A 16,746-nucleotide genomic window follows, 5' to 3' on the forward strand; every position below is an offset into this window, starting at 1 on the left:
CCAGCTACGCAGTAGTCTTCTCGCCAGCCTCATCAATGCGCTGAATCAGCATTTCAAAATCTACTGGTTTGACCAGGTGGTGATCAAAGCCTGCCAGAAATGCAGCCTTTTTATCATCCTCCCTGCCATATCCGGTGACGGCGATCAAAGTGGCATGTGACATGGCTTTATTGGCTTTAATACGTTGTGCAAGCTCATAGCCATCCATTTTCGGCAAGCCTATATCCAGCACGCAGACCATCGGCAAAGTGGCTTCAATCAACTCGAGCGCTTTTAATGAGTCGTGCTCAACCATTACTTCATGACCATACAACTCTATAAATGAAGCTAGTGTAGTCGCCGCATCTACATTGTCATCAACTACCAGCACGGATATTTTCTTTTGCTGTTTTAATTCAACTATGTCGGTATTGTTCTCGTGCAAAACCTTGTCCTTCCACAAAGGCAATGTGATCGTAAACTGGCTTCCCTTATTGCGCCCTTTACTGAAGCAACTGACGGTGCCGTCATGTAATTTCAGCATACTTTCACTAGCGCCATATCTATGCCAAGCCCACCCTGAGTAGCTTCAGAAGTGGTTGTTTACATAACAGCTCTTGTATTAATTACCCTTAATCAAAACCCATCAAATTCAGGATTGATATTACAAGATAATGTCGGCACGATGGTGCAATAAAAAGCTGCTTTGCAGGCTGCACTCATGTATTGCGACTTACCAAGTGCGGGAATATTTTAAAAGAAACTCGAATAACAAGGGAAGGAGAACAGGTAGCCCTTATACAGACGAAGAGATAAAACAATGACTCACACCGGTTGGTTTCTAAAATTCTTTTGATGTTAGCCTCTATTAATAATTGCGGTATTCAGTGCGCGAATCACTCGATCCACATCAGTGCTATTAGTGCTGGTTAACGCCTGCTTCTCACCCTCCTCAGTGTGAATAATCACAGCATACATAGTCTGCGCAGTGAACCAGGCCACCATGCCGAGCGCTATCGAAAAGCCACCGACAAACATGAAGATATCTTCAAAAATCATCAGGAATGATCCTGATAGCACGTAGATGGTTGAGAATGTGCGCTTTGGCTCTATCAATCCATGCTGTACAGCAGTGACTGTATCAATCGCATAGGTTTGCCCATCAGCGATAAACTGTGTATCACTGACTTTAATCCCTTCAAGACTGAAAAATACGGTTTCTGCCATCGGCGTTTGAGCTTATCAAGCTGCATCCAAATTGTTTTTAAACATTACTTGCAACATAGTTTACTATCTATTAACAAATATTCACATCAAGAGTAACCTCATTTTTAAAGCTTAATTCTCAAAGTTGCATTTATGCCCATGTATTAACAAGAACTTCACTTCAAGTGATGCTGCAGACTAGGTGAAAGACCAGATGAAAAAAGTTTAGCCTGATGTATGATGAAGTTTGAGAGCAGATGTGTTTTAAACGAATAGCCCACTAAGGATGTTTTGTATGCACCAAAAAGAATTTGTCGCCAAGGATGGCCTAACTTATACGATAAAGCTCGATGCAACGGGGGAAGAGATTTCGGTATTAAAAGGGACTGAGCTGATAGGGGTGATTGACTTGAAACGCGTAATCAATCCCAGAGGTTCCAACTATTACCTGATCACAGTTTTAGACCTGGAAAAATGCAAAAGAATAGGATTGGGCGAAGCGAGCCTCAGGTACCATCAGGAGATATTCCGCTTGCCCCTTACCGCCAATGGCGACATAGGCGAAGGCAGGCGATCAAGCAAAGGCCAGATGACCAGGGAAGGCATTGTTTTTATACAGAAAATGCGTGCCAAAGAAGTGATTGAAGCAGAAGACTTCCACAATGCATTCAGCGAAGACGAGTGATTATTTAATAAAAAAAATCACACTGAACAAACTGACTAATACCAAAGAGACTATCGGAAATAATTTGATTAGTACGTATGAGATCCACACCAGCCTGAGTAGCAGCGAAACACCTGACCAATACAATATTTTAATTACCAGATTTTTATAATCAGACATTGTTATATTTCTTGTAGTGTTGTTATATTTCTAGCAAGCTGGCACTAGCGAATCTGCTTTCCCGTCACCAGGTTCTTGCAATCAAGCTTGTTGCAGGCAATCTTTATAATAAAACAAGAGACGAATTATATCGTCCCAAATTAATGACAGCGTTTTGGAAATACGGTCTAAATACCCTGTTCATTGCCGGATATTCGGGTAAGTTTGTTTTGTAGCAAAAACTAGCTTAGCCATGCTTTTACCATGAAACGGTTATGTCTCAAGTTTTGTTTTCAAGCAAGTTCTGGCATGCTGATTTAGCTCAATAGCCCGCAATTATCAATGAATGATGGATAAAAATTAAATCAGCTGTGTCAGATAATCTCAATCCTGGACTGCTTCATATCTTCAACTCAGAACCCAGCCAATCACCGCATTAAATATAGACTCTGGTGATTTTCACATGTTTTTTATTACTGACGAACTGGCCTGATAGGTAGCGTATTGCCGTAGGCTGATTCTTACCTTTAATCCAGCAAAGTCCTATACTCAACACTAGATTCAGCTCTTATGATGGCAACAGCTTTAAAACATTTACCATCATATTATATAAATTATATAAATATTAATACACTATAAAGGAGCCGGAACATGCTTTACTATGCGCTGATATTTTTAGTTATTTCCCTGATTGCAGGTGCGCTGGGTTTTCGCAGCGTTGAGTCTGGTGCAGCAAAAATCTCAAAAGTATTTTTCTTTATTTTCCTGATTCTTGCTATCGGTGTAGCTATTCTGGCTGTCCTCGGTATAAGCCTGTTTGTATAGCAGCTTAACTTTGTTTGCACCAAGCTAGTTTAGGTTTCCATCAAGCTAGTTTAGCGTCCGCAATCGCGTCACTGCGATAAACTTATCCAGGCATGCGGCCTGGATAAGTCGTAAAATGGCACGATTAATCAGTGATTGCGAGTACACTTTTCATGTCTTACCTTGATGACCCACGCGTTTACTTTGCTGCCGAGCGCACTTTACTTGCCTGGCAACGCACATCCATCGCCTTGATGGGACTAGGATTTGTGATTGAACGATTTGGCCTGTTCATCAAGCTAATGAATATTGATGCCCGGCTTGCAGAGTCACAAAGCACCGTCTCATTGTTCATCGGCGTTGGCTTTATCCTGATTGGCGCATTGACCGCTTTATTATCTGCGATGCAGTTTGTCGTATTCTGTAAGTCCCTTGGTCAACAGGAAAAACCGCGCGGACACCTGTTCTGGTTACCACCGTCGGTGAATGTTTTTTTAAGCTTATCTGCTACTGCATTAAGTATCTGGTTAATTCTGGCGCGCTAAATCTGGCAATGTGACTTGCACAGACTAGCTACTCCTTACTAATCCATTAAACGATCAACCTAATAGCTAACGTCATTCAACTTAAATACTTTGAATGGCTTAAATTACTTCGCTGGCTGGGCCTGCTCTTTTGATGGCTGATCAGCTGCGGTGGCTACATTCACCGATGTGCCGTCAGTAACGCCATCCGGCGGGTTTTCAATCACCCGGTCATTGGCCGTTAGGCCGGTCTGGATTTCCAGCGTTTTACCCAAATCACGTGCAATGGTGATGGTTTTCAGAGACACTTTCTGGTCGGCGCCAACGGTGGCGACTTTCAAGCCATTCTGGTCAAAAATCAATGCACTGGCAGGAATGCTTAAAATGCCAGCGGCATCCTTCATTTGCAGATTCACATTGGCAAAACCGCCCGGCAAAAACTTGCCTGCTGCATTATCAACCAGCAATTGCACCAGAGTTGTACCTGACGAAGTATTAATGGCGCCGGAGGTAGACTGGATGGTGGCTTCAAAACTGCTCTCGGGATACTCTGGCACACTGAAAGTCGCTTTACCGCCAGGTTTGATATGGCTCACGTAATTCTGCGGCACATTGATATATAAACGCAATTTGCGTGTGTTGGACACTTCAAATAATGGCAATGCTGTACTGCCGCTACTACCAGCATTGATTAAAGCGCCCGTATCCGTATTACGTGCAGTCACTGAACCATCAAACGGCGCCACGATGCTGGCAAAACCTTTAAGTGCCTGCAAGCGCTGCACATTAGCCTCAGCCGCTTTTACCAGCGCCTGTTTACTTAAATAATCGCCCTGTTTCTCATCGACTTCCTGCCGCGCGATTGATTGGGTTTTCAGCATATCCTGCCAGCGTTTGGCAGTAGTCTCTGCAAGGCTGACATTTGCCTGCGCACTCGCCAGATCAGCCTTCGCCTGCAATAGTTCCTGGTCAAGGTCTGGCGTTTCCACCTCACCTAATAATTGCCCGGCTTTGACTGAACCGCCGATATCGACTTTCCAGTTTTTGAGGTAACCGCTAACGCGGGCATAAATCGGTGCACGTGAAAATGCTTCAAAGCGCCCCGGCAAAATCAGCTGACTACCGTCAACCGCTCCACCTGGATGGCTGACACTTACGGTAGGCACCGCCTGCTTGTCAGTCCAGTCTTTAAGTTTGTCATCATGGCTGGCACGGGTAGACATGCCAATAATGACAATGCCTGCGGCAATCAAGGCCAGCAGCAAGCCGCCCAGTTTCAACCGGCGCGATGCGTGGTGGGAGTTAGTGGTCATGAGTCTCTCCTGTAGAGGTGCTGACAGGGGTAAAGTGTGTTTTCCTGTGTATGGCGCTAAAGACCACCGGCACAAATAATAAGGTAGCGACGGTAGCAAAAATCAAACCGCCGATGACCGCGCGTCCGAGTGGTGCATTTTGTTCGCCGCCTTCACCGAGGCCTAATGCCATCGGCGTCATACCGATCACCATTGCCAGCGCCGTCATCAGCACCGGGCGGAAACGTACAAAGCCGGCATCAATAGCAGCTGCGGTAGCATCTTTAAGTTCATCCAGCCTTTCGCGCGCAAAACTGATGACCAGCACACTGTTGGCAGTCGCCACGCCCATACACATAATCGCGCCAGTCAGCGCAGGTACGGAGAGCGGCGTGTAAGTCATAAATAGCATCCAGACGATGCCGGCTAGCGCAGCCGGTAATGCGGTAATGATCACGAACGGATCACTCCAGGATTGCAGGTTAACCACAATCAACAGGTAAATCAGCACGATGGCGCCCAATAAGCCGAAAAATAAACTGGTAAAGGCATGGTCCATGGTGTATGCCTGACCGAGCATCACGACACTAGTAGCCTTGGGTACTTTGTCTTTGCTGTTCTCGAGAATCTCGCGAATGTCGGCGGCGACTGCGCCCAAGTCTCTATCCTGGGTACTGGCGTGTATCTGCACCATGGGCTGGATATCGTACTGGCTGACAACCGCGTTACCTACATTGCGCTTGAATATCGCCAGGCCGCCTAAGGTTTGGGTTTGTCCATTATTGCCACTGACAGGCAGGTTCGCCAGCGTATTCAGACTATCAAGCTGATATTGCGGGGTTTGCAACACGATGGGATAAGTCACGCCATTGGCAGGGTTTAGCCAGTATGTCGGTGATACCTGTGAACTGCCTGCCATATTGATCACCATGCTATTGGTGACATCCCGGGTGCTGATGCCGATTTCCTGTGCGCGGGTTTTATCGAGATTGATATCAAATGCCGGACGGCTGCGCGATTGCTGGATACGTGCATCGACCACGCCAGGCACGGTGCGTATTTTCGCCAGTAACTGATTGGCATATTCAAAATTATCCGCCAGCTTGCCTCCACGTATCTGGATATCGATCGGCGCCGGTGATCCAAAGTTCAGGATCTGGCTGACGATATCAGCCGGCGGGAACGAAAATGTCGTATCCGGGAATTGCTTGGGCAATATTTCGCGTAAGGTGCGGATGTAGTCCGCCGTCGGCGCATGCTCCGGTTTCAGCGCAATCTGGATATCTCCATCCTGCGTACCGATGACACCGGTGTTGTTATACGTCATATTGATGCTGCTGATAGGCATGCCGATGTTGTCGACGATGGTCAGTATTTCATCCGCAGGAATGACTTTTTTAATTGCCGCCTGGATATTGGCAAAACGGTTGGCCGTGTCTTCAATGCGGGTACCGACAGGCACGCGCGCATGCATCAGTATTTGACCGCTATCCACCGCCGGGAAGAAGTTACTGCCCAGCATCGGGGTCAGCAAAAAAGATAGCAGTACAATCAACATAAAGCCGCCCATGAACAATCGGCTATGATCAATCGCCAGCTCCAGCAGACCTTTGTAAGACAGGCGCATGCGTTCAAAAACTGCTTCAAAACTGCGCTGGAAACGCACCAACGGGTTGCGGCTGACTGGCGCATGCTCATCACCATGGACATGCGGTTTCAACATGTAATTTGCCATCGTAGGCACCAGCGTACGCGACAGGATAAACGAACTCACCATCGCAAACATTACCGCCTCGGCCATAGGCACAAACAAGTAACGCGACACGCCTTCGAGGAAAAACATAGGGACAAACACAATGCAGATGCATAGTAGCGAGACAAACGCAGGCGTCACAATTTGCGCCGCGCCATCAAGGATAGATTGCTCTACCGGCTTGCCCTGCTCCAGATGCCAGTTTATATTTTCTATGGTAACGGTGGCTTCATCAACCAGGATACCAACCGCCAATGCCAGGCCGCCAAGCGTCATGATATTTAAGGTTTCACCGGCAATCGATAAACCGATAATGGCGCCCAGAATCGAAAGCGGAATCGATGTCGCAATAATCAGCGAAGACCGCCAGCTACCAAGAAAAAGCAATATCATCAGGCTGGTTAAAATGGCCGCCAGCACACCTTCAAACACCACGCCGTGAATGGCGGCGCGCACAAACAGTGACTGGTCGTTGATCGGTGTCGCAACCAGGCTATCTGGCAAGCTGGGCTTGATTTCTTCCAGCTTGTCTTTGATACCTTCCACAATCGCCAGTGTAGAAATCGCGCCATTCTTGAGGATGGTCATCAATACCGAACGGTTGCCATCCACATGTACGATATTGGTCTGTGGCGGACTGCCATCGCGTACTTGCGCAATGTCGCGCATGTAAATGGTAGTCCCATTGACGACCTTGACCGGGATATTGGCCAGTTCATCAACATCTGAAGCGGCATTGTTCAGGTTAAGTGTGTATTCAATGCTACCAATTTTTTGCGTACCCACCGGCACGACCAGATTGTGCGCAGCCAGGGCATTTGACACGTCCTGCGCTGACAATCCACGTGCCTGTAGTGCAGGCGGATTCAGGTCAATCTGGATCTGCCGGCTTTTACCCCCATACGGAAATGGCACGCCGGCCCCGGGCACAGTGACCAGGCGGATGCGCACTGCATTTAAACCCAGGTCAGCCAGATTTTGCTCGGTGAGGCCTTTGCCGGACAGTGCAATCTGCAAGATAGGCACCGTGGATGCATTGTAATTAAGGATCAACGGTGGCGTGGTGCCGGTCGGCATTTGCCGGGTGACGGTTTGTGAAATCGCCGATACCTGCGCATTGGCAGTCGCAATATTGACGCCGGGATGGAAAAAGATTTTGACGATGGCAAAGCCGTTAAACGAATTCGCCTCGATATGCTCAATATCGTTGACGGTGGTGGTCAAGCTGCGCTGGTAGAGTGTGGTGATACGTCCGGCCATATCATCAGGCGGCAAACCGCTGTATTGCCAGGCCACCGCGACAATAGGAATACGGATTTCAGGAAAAATATCCACCGGGCTGCGCACTGCTGACAGTGTGCCGACGATCAGGATCAGCAGTGCCATCACCACAAAGGTATATGGCCGCTTGAGGGCAATACCAACTACATTAAACATTGACGTCCTTTGCCGGCGGCAGGCTGATAATATAACCGGCATCCCGCCAGGCATCGATCCCGCCGGTTAATGGCCGGATATTGCGGTAACCGCGGTTGATCAGTTTCTTGGCGACTTTGGCCGCCGTGACTTCATTCGGGCAGGAGCAATACAGGACCACCGGGGCATCTGCATCAATATCCAGCACTAGGTTATCCACATCTTCCAGGGTAATAAACTGCGCGCCTGGAATCCAGCCGTCATCTACCAGGTGGGGAGCACGCGTATCCAGGATCACGGGCGCCGCGCCTTTATCCAGCATTTCGTTGAGCTCTTCAATACTGATACGCGCCATCCGCAGGCTTTTGATAAACCGCTGCCTGTCCCACCACTTGTATGCGATAAATGCGGCGAGTAACGCCAGTACCAGCAATGTGCCCCACTTACCCATCTGCACCAGTGTAGACATCAGTTCGTCAATGGCAGAGCTGAACAGGTTACCTAGCCACAGTGCTGTCCCTGCCCACAATGCAGCGCCCAAGCCATCCATAATAACAAAGACCAGGTAACGCGTGCCGGAAGATCCAGCCAGCGCGCTGGAAATAGAAGCAAAGCCCGGAATAAATTTACACACCAGCAAGGCTGGTGGACCGAATTTCAGGTACAGCGATTCGGTTTGCCTGACACAGGTATCTGGTGAAAGCGAAATCTTGCATAACTTTCCCATCACTTTTTTACCGTATTTGCGGCCCGCCATATACCAGATGGAATCCGCAATTAGGGCGGCGATCACGGCCACTGCCAGCAAAGTGCCCAGACTGTATTGGCCATTGGCAATCAGCACGCCCGACAGCAACAGTGTAGGGTAAGCGGGCAGCGGCAAACCTAACTGCTCTAGCAGCACATTGGCGAATATAATCAGCAGGCCGTATTGTTGAAGTAATTCCAGGAGGGTACTCATCATTCACTCATGCGAACGCCATTTGAATGGCGCTTAATTTTACAAAACTTTCTTGTAGAACTTCATTCCTGTAGCATTTTTTTCTACATGCCTAGCGTTGCAAGCATGGCAAACGCCATAAATAATACAAAATGCGTCATGCCTTCAATGGCATTGGTTTCGCCATCGTGCAAGTTGATGGTCGCGACCACCAAAGTTAAAAACGTCATGACCATCTGCGTTGGAGACAGGCCAACGATCAGCGGTTTATTCTGGATCAGAGCGATCGCCTCAATCACCGGCACCGTCAGAATGACAGTTGAAAGCGTTGCCCCCAGCGCAATATTCACGACCGTTTGCATGCGGTCATTCACCGCTGCTTTCAGCGCAGTCAATACCTCAGGGCTGGCAGCAATCACCGCCACGACAATTGCAGCCACAATCGGCGGCACACCACTCCCGTTTAGCCCGGAATCCATGTGCATGCTCATCTCTTCTGACAGCAGGCCTATGGTGATGATACCGACCAGAATATACACAATCGCCAGTCTGACATCTACGATGGTTTTGCGGGATGCCATCTCGCCCAGCCCGTCTTTATTATGCTGGTCACGGTAGCTGAAATAGTTACGGTGACGGCCTGTCTGCATTTTCAGGAACAGCGCATAAAACACACTCATGGTGATGATCGTAAACATCGAATATATACGCCAGTGTTCAGGCGGCAAAAACGCCGGCAATACCATCGAAATCCCCAGCGCCGTCATGATCATGACAATATAAGTATTGCCCGAGTTAACGTTGTATTCCACCTCGCCATACTTGATACCACCAACGATCGCACATAACCCGAGAATGCCATTGATATCCAGCATCACTGCCGAATAAATCGCATCCCTGGCCAGCGTGGTAGAAGAGGTATGGCTTAACATCATGACGATGATCACCACTTCAATAATGACCGCGCTGATGGTCAGAATCATGGTGCCATAAGGCTCTTTCAGTCGTTCCGCAACATACTCGACCTGGAACGACAGCTGGAATGCCAGGTTGATAATCAACACTACAAAGATAATTGAAACCACCAGCGACTCTTGCTGGCCAATGTGCATCACCTTGTCAATTTGAGTGAGGGAGATGTAGGCAAGAATCGATATCACTAGTGATATCAGGCCCTGAGGAGGTTTTTCTGCAAGCATGCGCTAAGTGGAAAATGAACAGATAACCATCTTAACACCGACCTTTAGTTTATGCCTTCAAACGGCCCAATTTGTATTGCATTCCATGCAAACCTTTTTGCTTCTTGACTGGCCTGTGCAATTCTTAATGCGCTGACAAAATCTTAAACTATCTAAATATGGCAAAAGCTAGAGCGCAAATTCAATCGCGCTCTAAATTACTATACCGTCTTTAATCTATGCTTTGGCAGCAGCATTGAACGAAGCAATATCAATCACAAAACGGTATTTCACGTCGCTCTTTAGCATGCGTTCGTAAGCTTCGTTGATGTAATTGGCATCAATGATTTCAACATCACTGACGATGTTGTGCTTGCCACAGAAATCCAGCATTTCTTGCGTCTCTGCAATACCGCCGATCAATGAGCCAGCGACCTGGCGGCGTTTGGTGATTAGGTTGGCACCATGCACTTCCACCGGATCCAGCGGACCAACCAGGACGATAGTTTTGTCGCGTTTGAGCAAGCCGATATAAGGGTTCAGGTCATGCGCCACCGGTACTGTGTCTATGATCAAATCAAAGCTGGCTGTATGTTTAGCCATGTCATCGGCATCTTTGGAAATCAGCACTTCATGCGCACCCAGTTTAGTGGCATCCGCTGCTTTACTGGCCGAGGTGGTGATCATGACGACATGCGCGCCCATGGCTGCCGCCAGTTTCACACCCATATGACCCAAGCCACCAAGGCCGATGATGCCGACTTTCTGGCCCGGCTGCACATTCCAGTGTTTCAGTGGAGAGTACAGGGTAATGCCCGCGCACAATAATGGCGCGACTGCTTTGGTATCCAGGTTTTCCGGTACGCTGACCACGAAATTTTCATCCACGGTAATGCGTTCGGCATAACCGCCAAACGTCAGGCCACCATGGCGGGTATCTTTTGAATTGTAGGTAAATACGGACTCATTGCAATATTGCTCTTCACCGGCACCACAGTCTTCGCAGTGGCGGCAGGAGTCGACCAGACAGCCGACTCCAACCAATTGCCCCAGCTTGAATTTATTCACATGGTCGCCGACTTTGCTGACGCGACCCACGATTTCATGGCCCGGCACCATAGGGTACAAAGAGCCGCCACCCCATTCGTTTCTGGCCTGATGAATGTCGGAGTGGCAGATACCGCAATATTCAATATCTATGAGGACATCGTGCGGACCAGGTTCACGGCGGTCTATGCTCATAGGCGCAACCGGGGTGGTTGCGTTTTGTACACCATAGGCGGCTGTTTTAAAAGTGAGTGCCATGTCGCGTTCTCCATATTTTTATTGAAACTTGAAATCACCGCCGGAATCAAGCTCAAGCTTGCCGACAATAACCATTAAAGTCTAAAAGAATCACTGTAATAATAATTGCCAGCTTTTCTTGAATGATTGCCTAAAGCTATGAGTTTTCCTGTCACTAACTCAAGGTCTACTGTTGCACCGTGACATATCTGGCATCCACATCACTCGGGGTAGTAATCAGGGCACTACGTACTGCACTGACCTCTTCCATCGGGCTTTTGCCAAACATACGCTTGAACTCGCGGCTAAACTGCGAGGCACTTTCGTAACCCACCTTGCTGGCCGCCAGGGTGGCACTTAAACCGTCTTGTACCATTAGCAACCGTGCTTTATGCAAGCGGGTCATTTTCAGGTACTGGATAGGTGAAGTAGCCGTCACATCCCTGAACGCCGCATGAAACGAAGGTACGCTCATAGTGGACTCCGAGGCCAGCTTGTCCACATTCAGCTCTTTGTCATACTCAGAATGGATCAGCCGCAACGCCTTGCTGATCTTACCTATATTATTGTGCGTGCTATGCGCCGCCAAAATGGCCGAGGCCTGCGATGTCTGCAAGATTCGGTAATGAATCTCGCGAATAATCGCCTGGCCCAATACCGTTGCTTCGGTTTTCGATTGCAGACATTCCAGCAGTCTGACCACCGCATTTGATAAACGTGCGTCCAGTGGTGTAGATGTGATGCCACTCTTGCCATTAATTTTCATCGGCGTGTCATGCTCAACACTCAATAACAGCTCAGAGATCATGGCCAGATTGATGCGGATGGAAATCGCCAGCAAGGGCTCTTCCAATGAAGCGATGGTTTCACTCTCGAATGGCAGCGGCACCGATAAAATCAGGAATTGTTGCGGATTGTATTGATAAACCTCGCCGCCAAGGTAGCCGATTTTGCGGCCCTGACAAACGAATACAATACTCGGCTCGTAAAAAACCGGGCTACGCGGAATCGACCGATTCCAGCGCATGAGTTTGACGCCATCCAGCGCAGTCAGCGTAAACCCTTCACTGCGCGTCTGGCTGGATAACAGCGCGATTGTTTTATCGCGGTCGTGGGCATACCAACAGTCAGCATTGCTCATATACTTATACTATGTGATTGATTAGGCATAAATAATACCCCTAAATTACTTTATTCACCTAATAAGACATAGAAATAGGCAACGATTTCATATTTTTAAACTTACCCGCGAACCACAGCCTGCGTAGACTACTCATACCACACTTGTATTGAATGCAATATTTTTGGAAAAGAGGAAAAACGTGATGAAAAATCAGCTGATAAAAGGCCTGATCGGTTCCATATTCGCAACCCTGTCAATGTCAGCCTGGGCGGATATTCAGGATGTGCGGGACAACCTGAGCAAATTGCGCGTGCCTGACGGTTTCAAGGTAGATGTCTACGCTGAAGTGCCCGGTGCGCGCCAGATGACACTGGGTACCAACGGCAACGTCTATGTCGGCACCCGTGGTAATAAAGTGTATGCAGTGGTGGATAAGAACAAAGATCACAAAGCCGACCAGGTAGTAGCGATTCTGGATGACCTGAATGTTGGCAATGGCGTCGCCATGGTAGATGGACATTTGTATGTGGCCGAACAGCACCGCATCACACGTTATGCTGCCCCGGATTTTGATCTCACCTTACCGTTTAAGGCCATGCGCGAAGTGGTCTATGACAAATTACCGAATAAAGCGCATCACGGCTGGCGTTATATCGCGACCGGGCCGGATAACAAGTTGTACGTCACTATCGGTGCGCCTTGCAATATTTGCGATCCGACCGGCATTGAAGCTTCCATTATTCGCATGAATCCGGATGGCAGCCAGGTGGAAACATTTGCCAAAGGAGTAAGAAACTCCGTCGGTTTGGATTTTCAGCCTGGTACGAATACCTTGTTCTTTACCGATAACGGTGTCGACTTGCTTGGCGCAGATATCCCGCATGATGAGCTAAATGCGGCACCTAAAGCCGGCCTGCATTTTGGTTTTCCTTACTTTGCCGGCGGCGATGCGCGTGACCCTAACTGGAAAAGCAAAACGCCACCTGCAGCAGTGACGAAACCAGTGGCTGAATTCCAGGCACACAGTGCCAACCTCGGCTTCAAGTTTTATACTGGCAAGCAATTTCCAAGCGAATACCAGGGCAATGCCGTCATCGCACAGCACGGTTCATGGAACCGTAAAGAGCCTGTCGGTTATCAGCTGGTCCGCGTGACTTTCGACGAGCAGAAGCAGGTTAAGGAAACCAAAGTATTTATTGATGGCTGGCTAAGTGCCGAAGGTGAAGTATGGGGCCGCCCGAATGACGTGCTGCAATTGCCGGATGGCTCATTGCTGGTTTCGGATGACTACAATGGCGTGATTTACCGTGTGAGCTATGATGGTAAAACACTGGGTAAATCTGCCGCGGCCGCCGCGCCCAGCACTCATAAAGGCGAGACGACTTTGACCGGATTCGCCATGCCGGAATCTGTATTTTCCGCACCGAATGGCGTCGTCTATATCTCGGAGATTGGTGAATTCGGTAAAGCTGGTGATGGGAAAATCACCCAGATCGAAGCTGATGGCACCCGCAAAACATTGGCAGAAGGCCTGAATGATCCTAAAGGCCTGGATATGTTCAACGGCCAGCTGTATGTTGCAGATGTGGATAGAGTGGTGAGTGTTGACGCGCAAACTGGCAAGCAAACGGTGACGGCTGCTACTTCAGCTTTTCCGCGCAAACCAGTGTTCTTAAATGACATTGAAATCGATGGCCTGGGCAATGTATATGTCTCGGACAGTGGCGATGACAATGGCAAAAGTGCTGGCATCTTCAAAATCACACCCGCTGGTAAAGTGACTGAAGTACTTAAAGCGAATGCCGGTATCAAACGTCCAAATGGCTTGCTGATGGATGGTGCCGACAGTTTACTGGTGGCTGACTTTGGCACAGGCAAATTGTTCAGGGTACAGTTAGGCGGCAAAAAAGCTTCCGTGACTTTGCTTAACCAGGGCTTTGGTGGTGCTGATGGTTTGGTTCGTGATACGCATGGTCACCTGTATGTGAGCGACTGGGCGGGCGGCAATGTCTGGCAACTCACTGAGCCTAAAGCGACGCCGCAACGCATCATCCAGGGCTACCAGTCGGCGGCAGATATCAGCTTGTCAGCAGATGGCCAATCCGTATTGATCCCTGATATGAAAGCTGGCACATTGCATAGCGTGCCTGTTCAATAAGTATTCATTGCGTACGTTTAAGCCCGGTTAATGACCGGGCTTTTTTATTCCACCCCGATGATCCTGCTCTGTGTCAGAATGGCGTGGTCAGGCTCGCATTCTGGCAGCCTGAATCATTTATCATCATAATTCATAATTTGTTAGGAGAATTTCATGAAAAAACTGGTTCTTGCGCTACTGCTTTCCTCATTCTGTCTTTCAGTTTCAGCAGGCCCGCAACAGGAAAAAATGAAAACCTGCAATGCAGATGCCAGCACCAAAGCGTTAAAAGGGGATGACCGCAAAGCGTTTATGAAAACCTGTTTATCTGCTGATAGTACGGACTCCGGCCTGACTGCACAGCAGAATAAAATGAAGACGTGTAACGCAGATGCAAAAACCAAGGCTTTAAAAGGTGACGAACGTAAAGCGTTTATGAAAACCTGCTTATCCGGTAAATAATTCCAGCAAGTATCCCGTCTCAATCACGCCTGCAGTCACGCTGCAGGCGTCTGGTAAAAAAACTTTTACCTCCACCTAAAGTTTTAAGCCAACCTGCCGTTAATCAAGTTAACTCCTGGTGTGTCTTTTTTTAGCATGGCCTGAGATTCAGTGCCGATAAGGGTTTACCAGGCCATCATTTGCAAATACAGATTGATTGGTATGGATAACCCACTCAAGAAAATCATTCAAACAATGTTGCTCAGCGCTATGCCATTCACCGGTCAGGCGACAGCAGCTACCCTTGCACCAGAAACGTCAGCCACCAACCCGGGGTTGTTTAGTCAGTTGGCAGTTGAAGCTGGCATAACAATACTTGCCCTGGCATGCATGCTGCTGGTGCATCAGCTCTGGCGTTTCTACCAGCGCGCGCAACGGCGTGAAGCCGAGGTACGTCAACAGATCTGACGGCAAGCCAATTATGATTACCTGACACAATTACCTAATCGTTATTTACTACAGGATTGCCTGGAGAAATCGATTCAGGAATGTCAGCAATCACAACAACAATTGGGCTTACTGCTGATTGACCTGGATGGATTCAAGGATGTGAATGATATTGCCGGACATGCAGTGGGTGACCGCCTGTTGCAGAATGCAGCATTACGCATTCAATCCTGCGTACGAGATGGCGACACCACCGCCAAATTGGGTGGCGATGAGTTTGTGGTGGTGATTCCCAAACTCAAAGATATCAAGGTGCTGCACGACATCGGCGCCAAAATTGTAGAGACTGTGCGCTCGCCTTTTCATATCGATGATAACCAGTATTTTGTCACCGCCAGTATTGGTATTGCGGTGTTCCCTGACCATAGCGACTCTGCCGAAACCCTGATGATGTACGCCGACCAGGCTTTGTACGCGGCCAAGCGTGCCGGTAAAAACCAATACCAGTTCTTTACCCAAACCATGCAGCAGGAAATCAGGGAACGCATTTCCCTGACGCATGACCTGCGTTCAGCCATTGAAAATAACGAGTTGCATCTGGTGTACCAGCCTATTTATCGCCTGCAGGATATTTCGCTGATTAAAGCCGAGGCGCTAATCCGCTGGCAACATCCAACGCGTGGCAACATTCCGCCAAGTGTGTTTATTCCAATTGCGGAAGAATCGGGCATTATTATCGAGATCGGCAAATGGATATTTAATGAAGTGCTGCATGACTTGTCGACCATAGACCCAATGCGTTTGCAGGGTATCCAGATCAGCCTCAACATTTCACCGATACAGTTTGCGCATCCGCAGCATTTAATGCCGTTTATCAAACGCCTTGAACGTTCGAGTATTCCTTGCGAACTGTTCTGTTTTGAAATTACAGAAGGGTTGTTGCTCGAGCCTTCAAAAGTGATTCAGGACACTTTAAAAACGCTTAAACAGGCGGGCATTAAATTATCGATTGATGACTTCGGCACCGGTTATTCTGCACTGGGTTACCTTAAAAAATACCATATTGATTACGTTAAGATTGATAAGTCCTTTATCAATAATCTGGGCGTGGATAACTATGACTTTATCCTGTGCCGCTCCATCATCCAGATGGCACATGAACTGAATATGCAACTGATTGCCGAAGGCGTGGAAAATGCGCAGCAGGAGAGCATACTCAAAGTTATCAATTGCGATTTTATACAGGGTTTTTTACATGGAAAACCGGCCATGTTCAGCTCATTACTCGAGCAGCTGGATTTGCAGATGCTGCAAGAAAAGGCATATCCTATGCTGGGCGCTGAAACAAAAATGGCAGCATTGCAACATGCTGCCACCAAAGCTAACTAACCACTTCAGG

14 protein-coding genes and 1 pseudogene are annotated in these 16,746 nt (G+C 48.3%); 7 read left to right on the plus strand and 8 right to left on the minus strand.

Annotated elements, in window-relative coordinates; all coding sequences use genetic code 11:
- Positions 1 to 4: 4 nt before the first annotated feature.
- Together ASG34_RS05320 and ASG34_RS05325 are read right to left on the minus strand one after the other, a co-directional pair.
- Positions 5 to 523, minus strand: a complete 519-nt coding sequence (locus tag ASG34_RS05320) for a response regulator (RefSeq protein ID WP_055827674.1) — start codon at positions 521 to 523, stop codon at positions 5 to 7.
- Positions 524 to 837: 314 nt separating this feature from the next.
- Positions 838 to 1,206, minus strand: a complete 369-nt coding sequence (locus tag ASG34_RS05325) for a DUF6232 family protein (protein WP_055827677.1) — start codon at positions 1,204 to 1,206, stop codon at positions 838 to 840.
- Positions 1,207 to 1,480: 274 nt separating this feature from the next.
- On the opposite strand from ASG34_RS05325, the gene ASG34_RS05330 reads away from it, so the two are divergent.
- The 3 genes from ASG34_RS05330 to ASG34_RS05335 all read left to right on the plus strand — a co-directional run bounded on the left by ASG34_RS05330 (position 1,481) and on the right by ASG34_RS05335 (position 3,357).
- The gene (locus ASG34_RS05330; RefSeq protein ID WP_055827681.1) at positions 1,481 to 1,870 is read left to right on the plus strand and encodes a hypothetical protein; all 390 of its coding nucleotides are present in this window, start codon (positions 1,481 to 1,483) and stop codon (positions 1,868 to 1,870) included.
- Between the two features lie 789 nt (positions 1,871 to 2,659).
- Positions 2,660 to 2,833 carry a DUF1328 domain-containing protein gene (locus ASG34_RS13815; RefSeq protein ID WP_082488040.1) on the plus strand — a complete coding sequence of 58 codons (174 nt, stop codon included), beginning with the start codon at positions 2,660 to 2,662 and terminating at the stop codon, positions 2,831 to 2,833.
- Between the two features lie 152 nt (positions 2,834 to 2,985).
- Entirely contained in the window at positions 2,986 to 3,357 is a 372-nt protein-coding gene (locus tag ASG34_RS05335; RefSeq protein ID WP_055827684.1) for a YidH family protein, read from the plus strand.
- A 104-nt stretch (positions 3,358 to 3,461) separates the two neighbouring features.
- On the opposite strand, the gene ASG34_RS05340 is transcribed toward ASG34_RS05335, so the two are convergent.
- From ASG34_RS05340 to ASG34_RS05365, 6 genes are all read right to left on the minus strand, one after another.
- Positions 3,462 to 4,649: an efflux RND transporter periplasmic adaptor subunit gene (locus tag ASG34_RS05340; RefSeq protein WP_055827686.1), complete on the minus strand. Its 1,188-nt coding sequence runs from the start codon at positions 4,647 to 4,649 to the stop codon at positions 3,462 to 3,464.
- Positions 4,639 to 7,818 (minus strand): efflux RND transporter permease subunit, encoded by a 3,180-nt coding sequence (locus ASG34_RS05345; RefSeq protein ID WP_055827691.1) that lies wholly within the window; start codon positions 7,816 to 7,818, stop codon positions 4,639 to 4,641. Before ASG34_RS05345 ends, ASG34_RS05340 begins: the two co-directional genes overlap by 11 nt.
- Positions 7,811 to 8,758: a DedA family protein/thiosulfate sulfurtransferase GlpE gene (locus ASG34_RS05350; RefSeq protein ID WP_055827695.1), complete on the minus strand. Its 948-nt coding sequence runs from the start codon at positions 8,756 to 8,758 to the stop codon at positions 7,811 to 7,813. Before ASG34_RS05350 ends, ASG34_RS05345 begins: the two co-directional genes overlap by 8 nt.
- Positions 8,759 to 8,841: 83 nt before the next feature.
- Entirely contained in the window at positions 8,842 to 9,936 is a 1,095-nt protein-coding gene (locus tag ASG34_RS05355; protein ID WP_055827698.1) for a calcium:proton antiporter, read from the minus strand.
- A 216-nt stretch (positions 9,937 to 10,152) separates the two neighbouring features.
- Positions 10,153 to 11,220, minus strand: a complete 1,068-nt coding sequence (locus tag ASG34_RS05360) for an NAD(P)-dependent alcohol dehydrogenase (RefSeq protein WP_055827700.1) — start codon at positions 11,218 to 11,220, stop codon at positions 10,153 to 10,155.
- Between the two features lie 166 nt (positions 11,221 to 11,386).
- Entirely contained in the window at positions 11,387 to 12,340 is a 954-nt protein-coding gene (locus tag ASG34_RS05365; protein ID WP_055827703.1) for an AraC family transcriptional regulator, read from the minus strand.
- Between the two features lie 184 nt (positions 12,341 to 12,524).
- Between ASG34_RS05365 and ASG34_RS05370 the strand changes: the two genes are divergently transcribed.
- The 4 genes and pseudogenes from ASG34_RS05370 to ASG34_RS14285 form a co-directional block, all read left to right on the plus strand.
- A complete protein-coding gene (locus ASG34_RS05370) occupies positions 12,525 to 14,480 on the plus strand; it encodes a PQQ-dependent sugar dehydrogenase (RefSeq protein WP_200934458.1) in 1,956 nt (651 codons plus the stop codon).
- A 153-nt stretch (positions 14,481 to 14,633) separates the two neighbouring features.
- Positions 14,634 to 14,921 (plus strand): PsiF family protein, encoded by a 288-nt coding sequence (locus ASG34_RS05375; RefSeq protein WP_055827708.1) that lies wholly within the window; start codon positions 14,634 to 14,636, stop codon positions 14,919 to 14,921.
- A gap of 201 nt (positions 14,922 to 15,122) precedes the next feature.
- Complete coding sequence (locus tag ASG34_RS14150) at positions 15,123 to 15,368, plus strand: hypothetical protein (protein ID WP_235559671.1); 246 nt, start codon at positions 15,123 to 15,125, stop codon at positions 15,366 to 15,368.
- A gap of 15 nt (positions 15,369 to 15,383) precedes the next feature.
- A pseudogene (locus tag ASG34_RS14285) lies at positions 15,384 to 16,736 on the plus strand (putative bifunctional diguanylate cyclase/phosphodiesterase); the annotation flags it as partial.
- Positions 16,737 to 16,746: the final 10 nt, after the last annotated feature.

Source organism: Methylophilus sp. Leaf416 (assembly GCF_001424665.1).
In the GTDB taxonomy this organism is placed as follows: domain Bacteria; phylum Pseudomonadota; class Gammaproteobacteria; order Burkholderiales; family Methylophilaceae; genus Methylophilus.

Bases quoted from the DNA above. Each gene is read 5' to 3' on its own strand.
- ASG34_RS14150 (WP_235559671.1), top strand. From the start codon at position 15,123: ATGGATAACCCACTCAAGAAAATCATTCAAACAATGTTGCTCAGCGCT.
- ASG34_RS05320 (WP_055827674.1), bottom strand. From the start codon at position 523: ATGCTGAAATTACATGACGGCACCGTCAGTTGCTTCAGTAAAGGGCGC.
- ASG34_RS05340 (WP_055827686.1), bottom strand. From the start codon at position 4,649: ATGACCACTAACTCCCACCACGCATCGCGCCGGTTGAAACTGGGCGGC.
- ASG34_RS05330 (WP_055827681.1), top strand. From the start codon at position 1,481: ATGCACCAAAAAGAATTTGTCGCCAAGGATGGCCTAACTTATACGATA.
- ASG34_RS05335 (WP_055827684.1), top strand. From the start codon at position 2,986: ATGTCTTACCTTGATGACCCACGCGTTTACTTTGCTGCCGAGCGCACT.
- ASG34_RS05345 (WP_055827691.1), bottom strand. From the start codon at position 7,818: ATGTTTAATGTAGTTGGTATTGCCCTCAAGCGGCCATATACCTTTGTG.
- ASG34_RS05355 (WP_055827698.1), bottom strand. From the start codon at position 9,936: ATGCTTGCAGAAAAACCTCCTCAGGGCCTGATATCACTAGTGATATCG.
- ASG34_RS05375 (WP_055827708.1), top strand. From the start codon at position 14,634: ATGAAAAAACTGGTTCTTGCGCTACTGCTTTCCTCATTCTGTCTTTCA.
- ASG34_RS05365 (WP_055827703.1), bottom strand. From the start codon at position 12,340: ATGAGCAATGCTGACTGTTGGTATGCCCACGACCGCGATAAAACAATC.
- ASG34_RS05370 (WP_200934458.1), top strand. From the start codon at position 12,525: ATGAAAAATCAGCTGATAAAAGGCCTGATCGGTTCCATATTCGCAACC.
- ASG34_RS05325 (WP_055827677.1), bottom strand. From the start codon at position 1,206: ATGGCAGAAACCGTATTTTTCAGTCTTGAAGGGATTAAAGTCAGTGAT.
- ASG34_RS13815 (WP_082488040.1), top strand. From the start codon at position 2,660: ATGCTTTACTATGCGCTGATATTTTTAGTTATTTCCCTGATTGCAGGT.
- ASG34_RS05360 (WP_055827700.1), bottom strand. From the start codon at position 11,220: ATGGCACTCACTTTTAAAACAGCCGCCTATGGTGTACAAAACGCAACC.
- ASG34_RS05350 (WP_055827695.1), bottom strand. From the start codon at position 8,758: ATGAGTACCCTCCTGGAATTACTTCAACAATACGGCCTGCTGATTATA.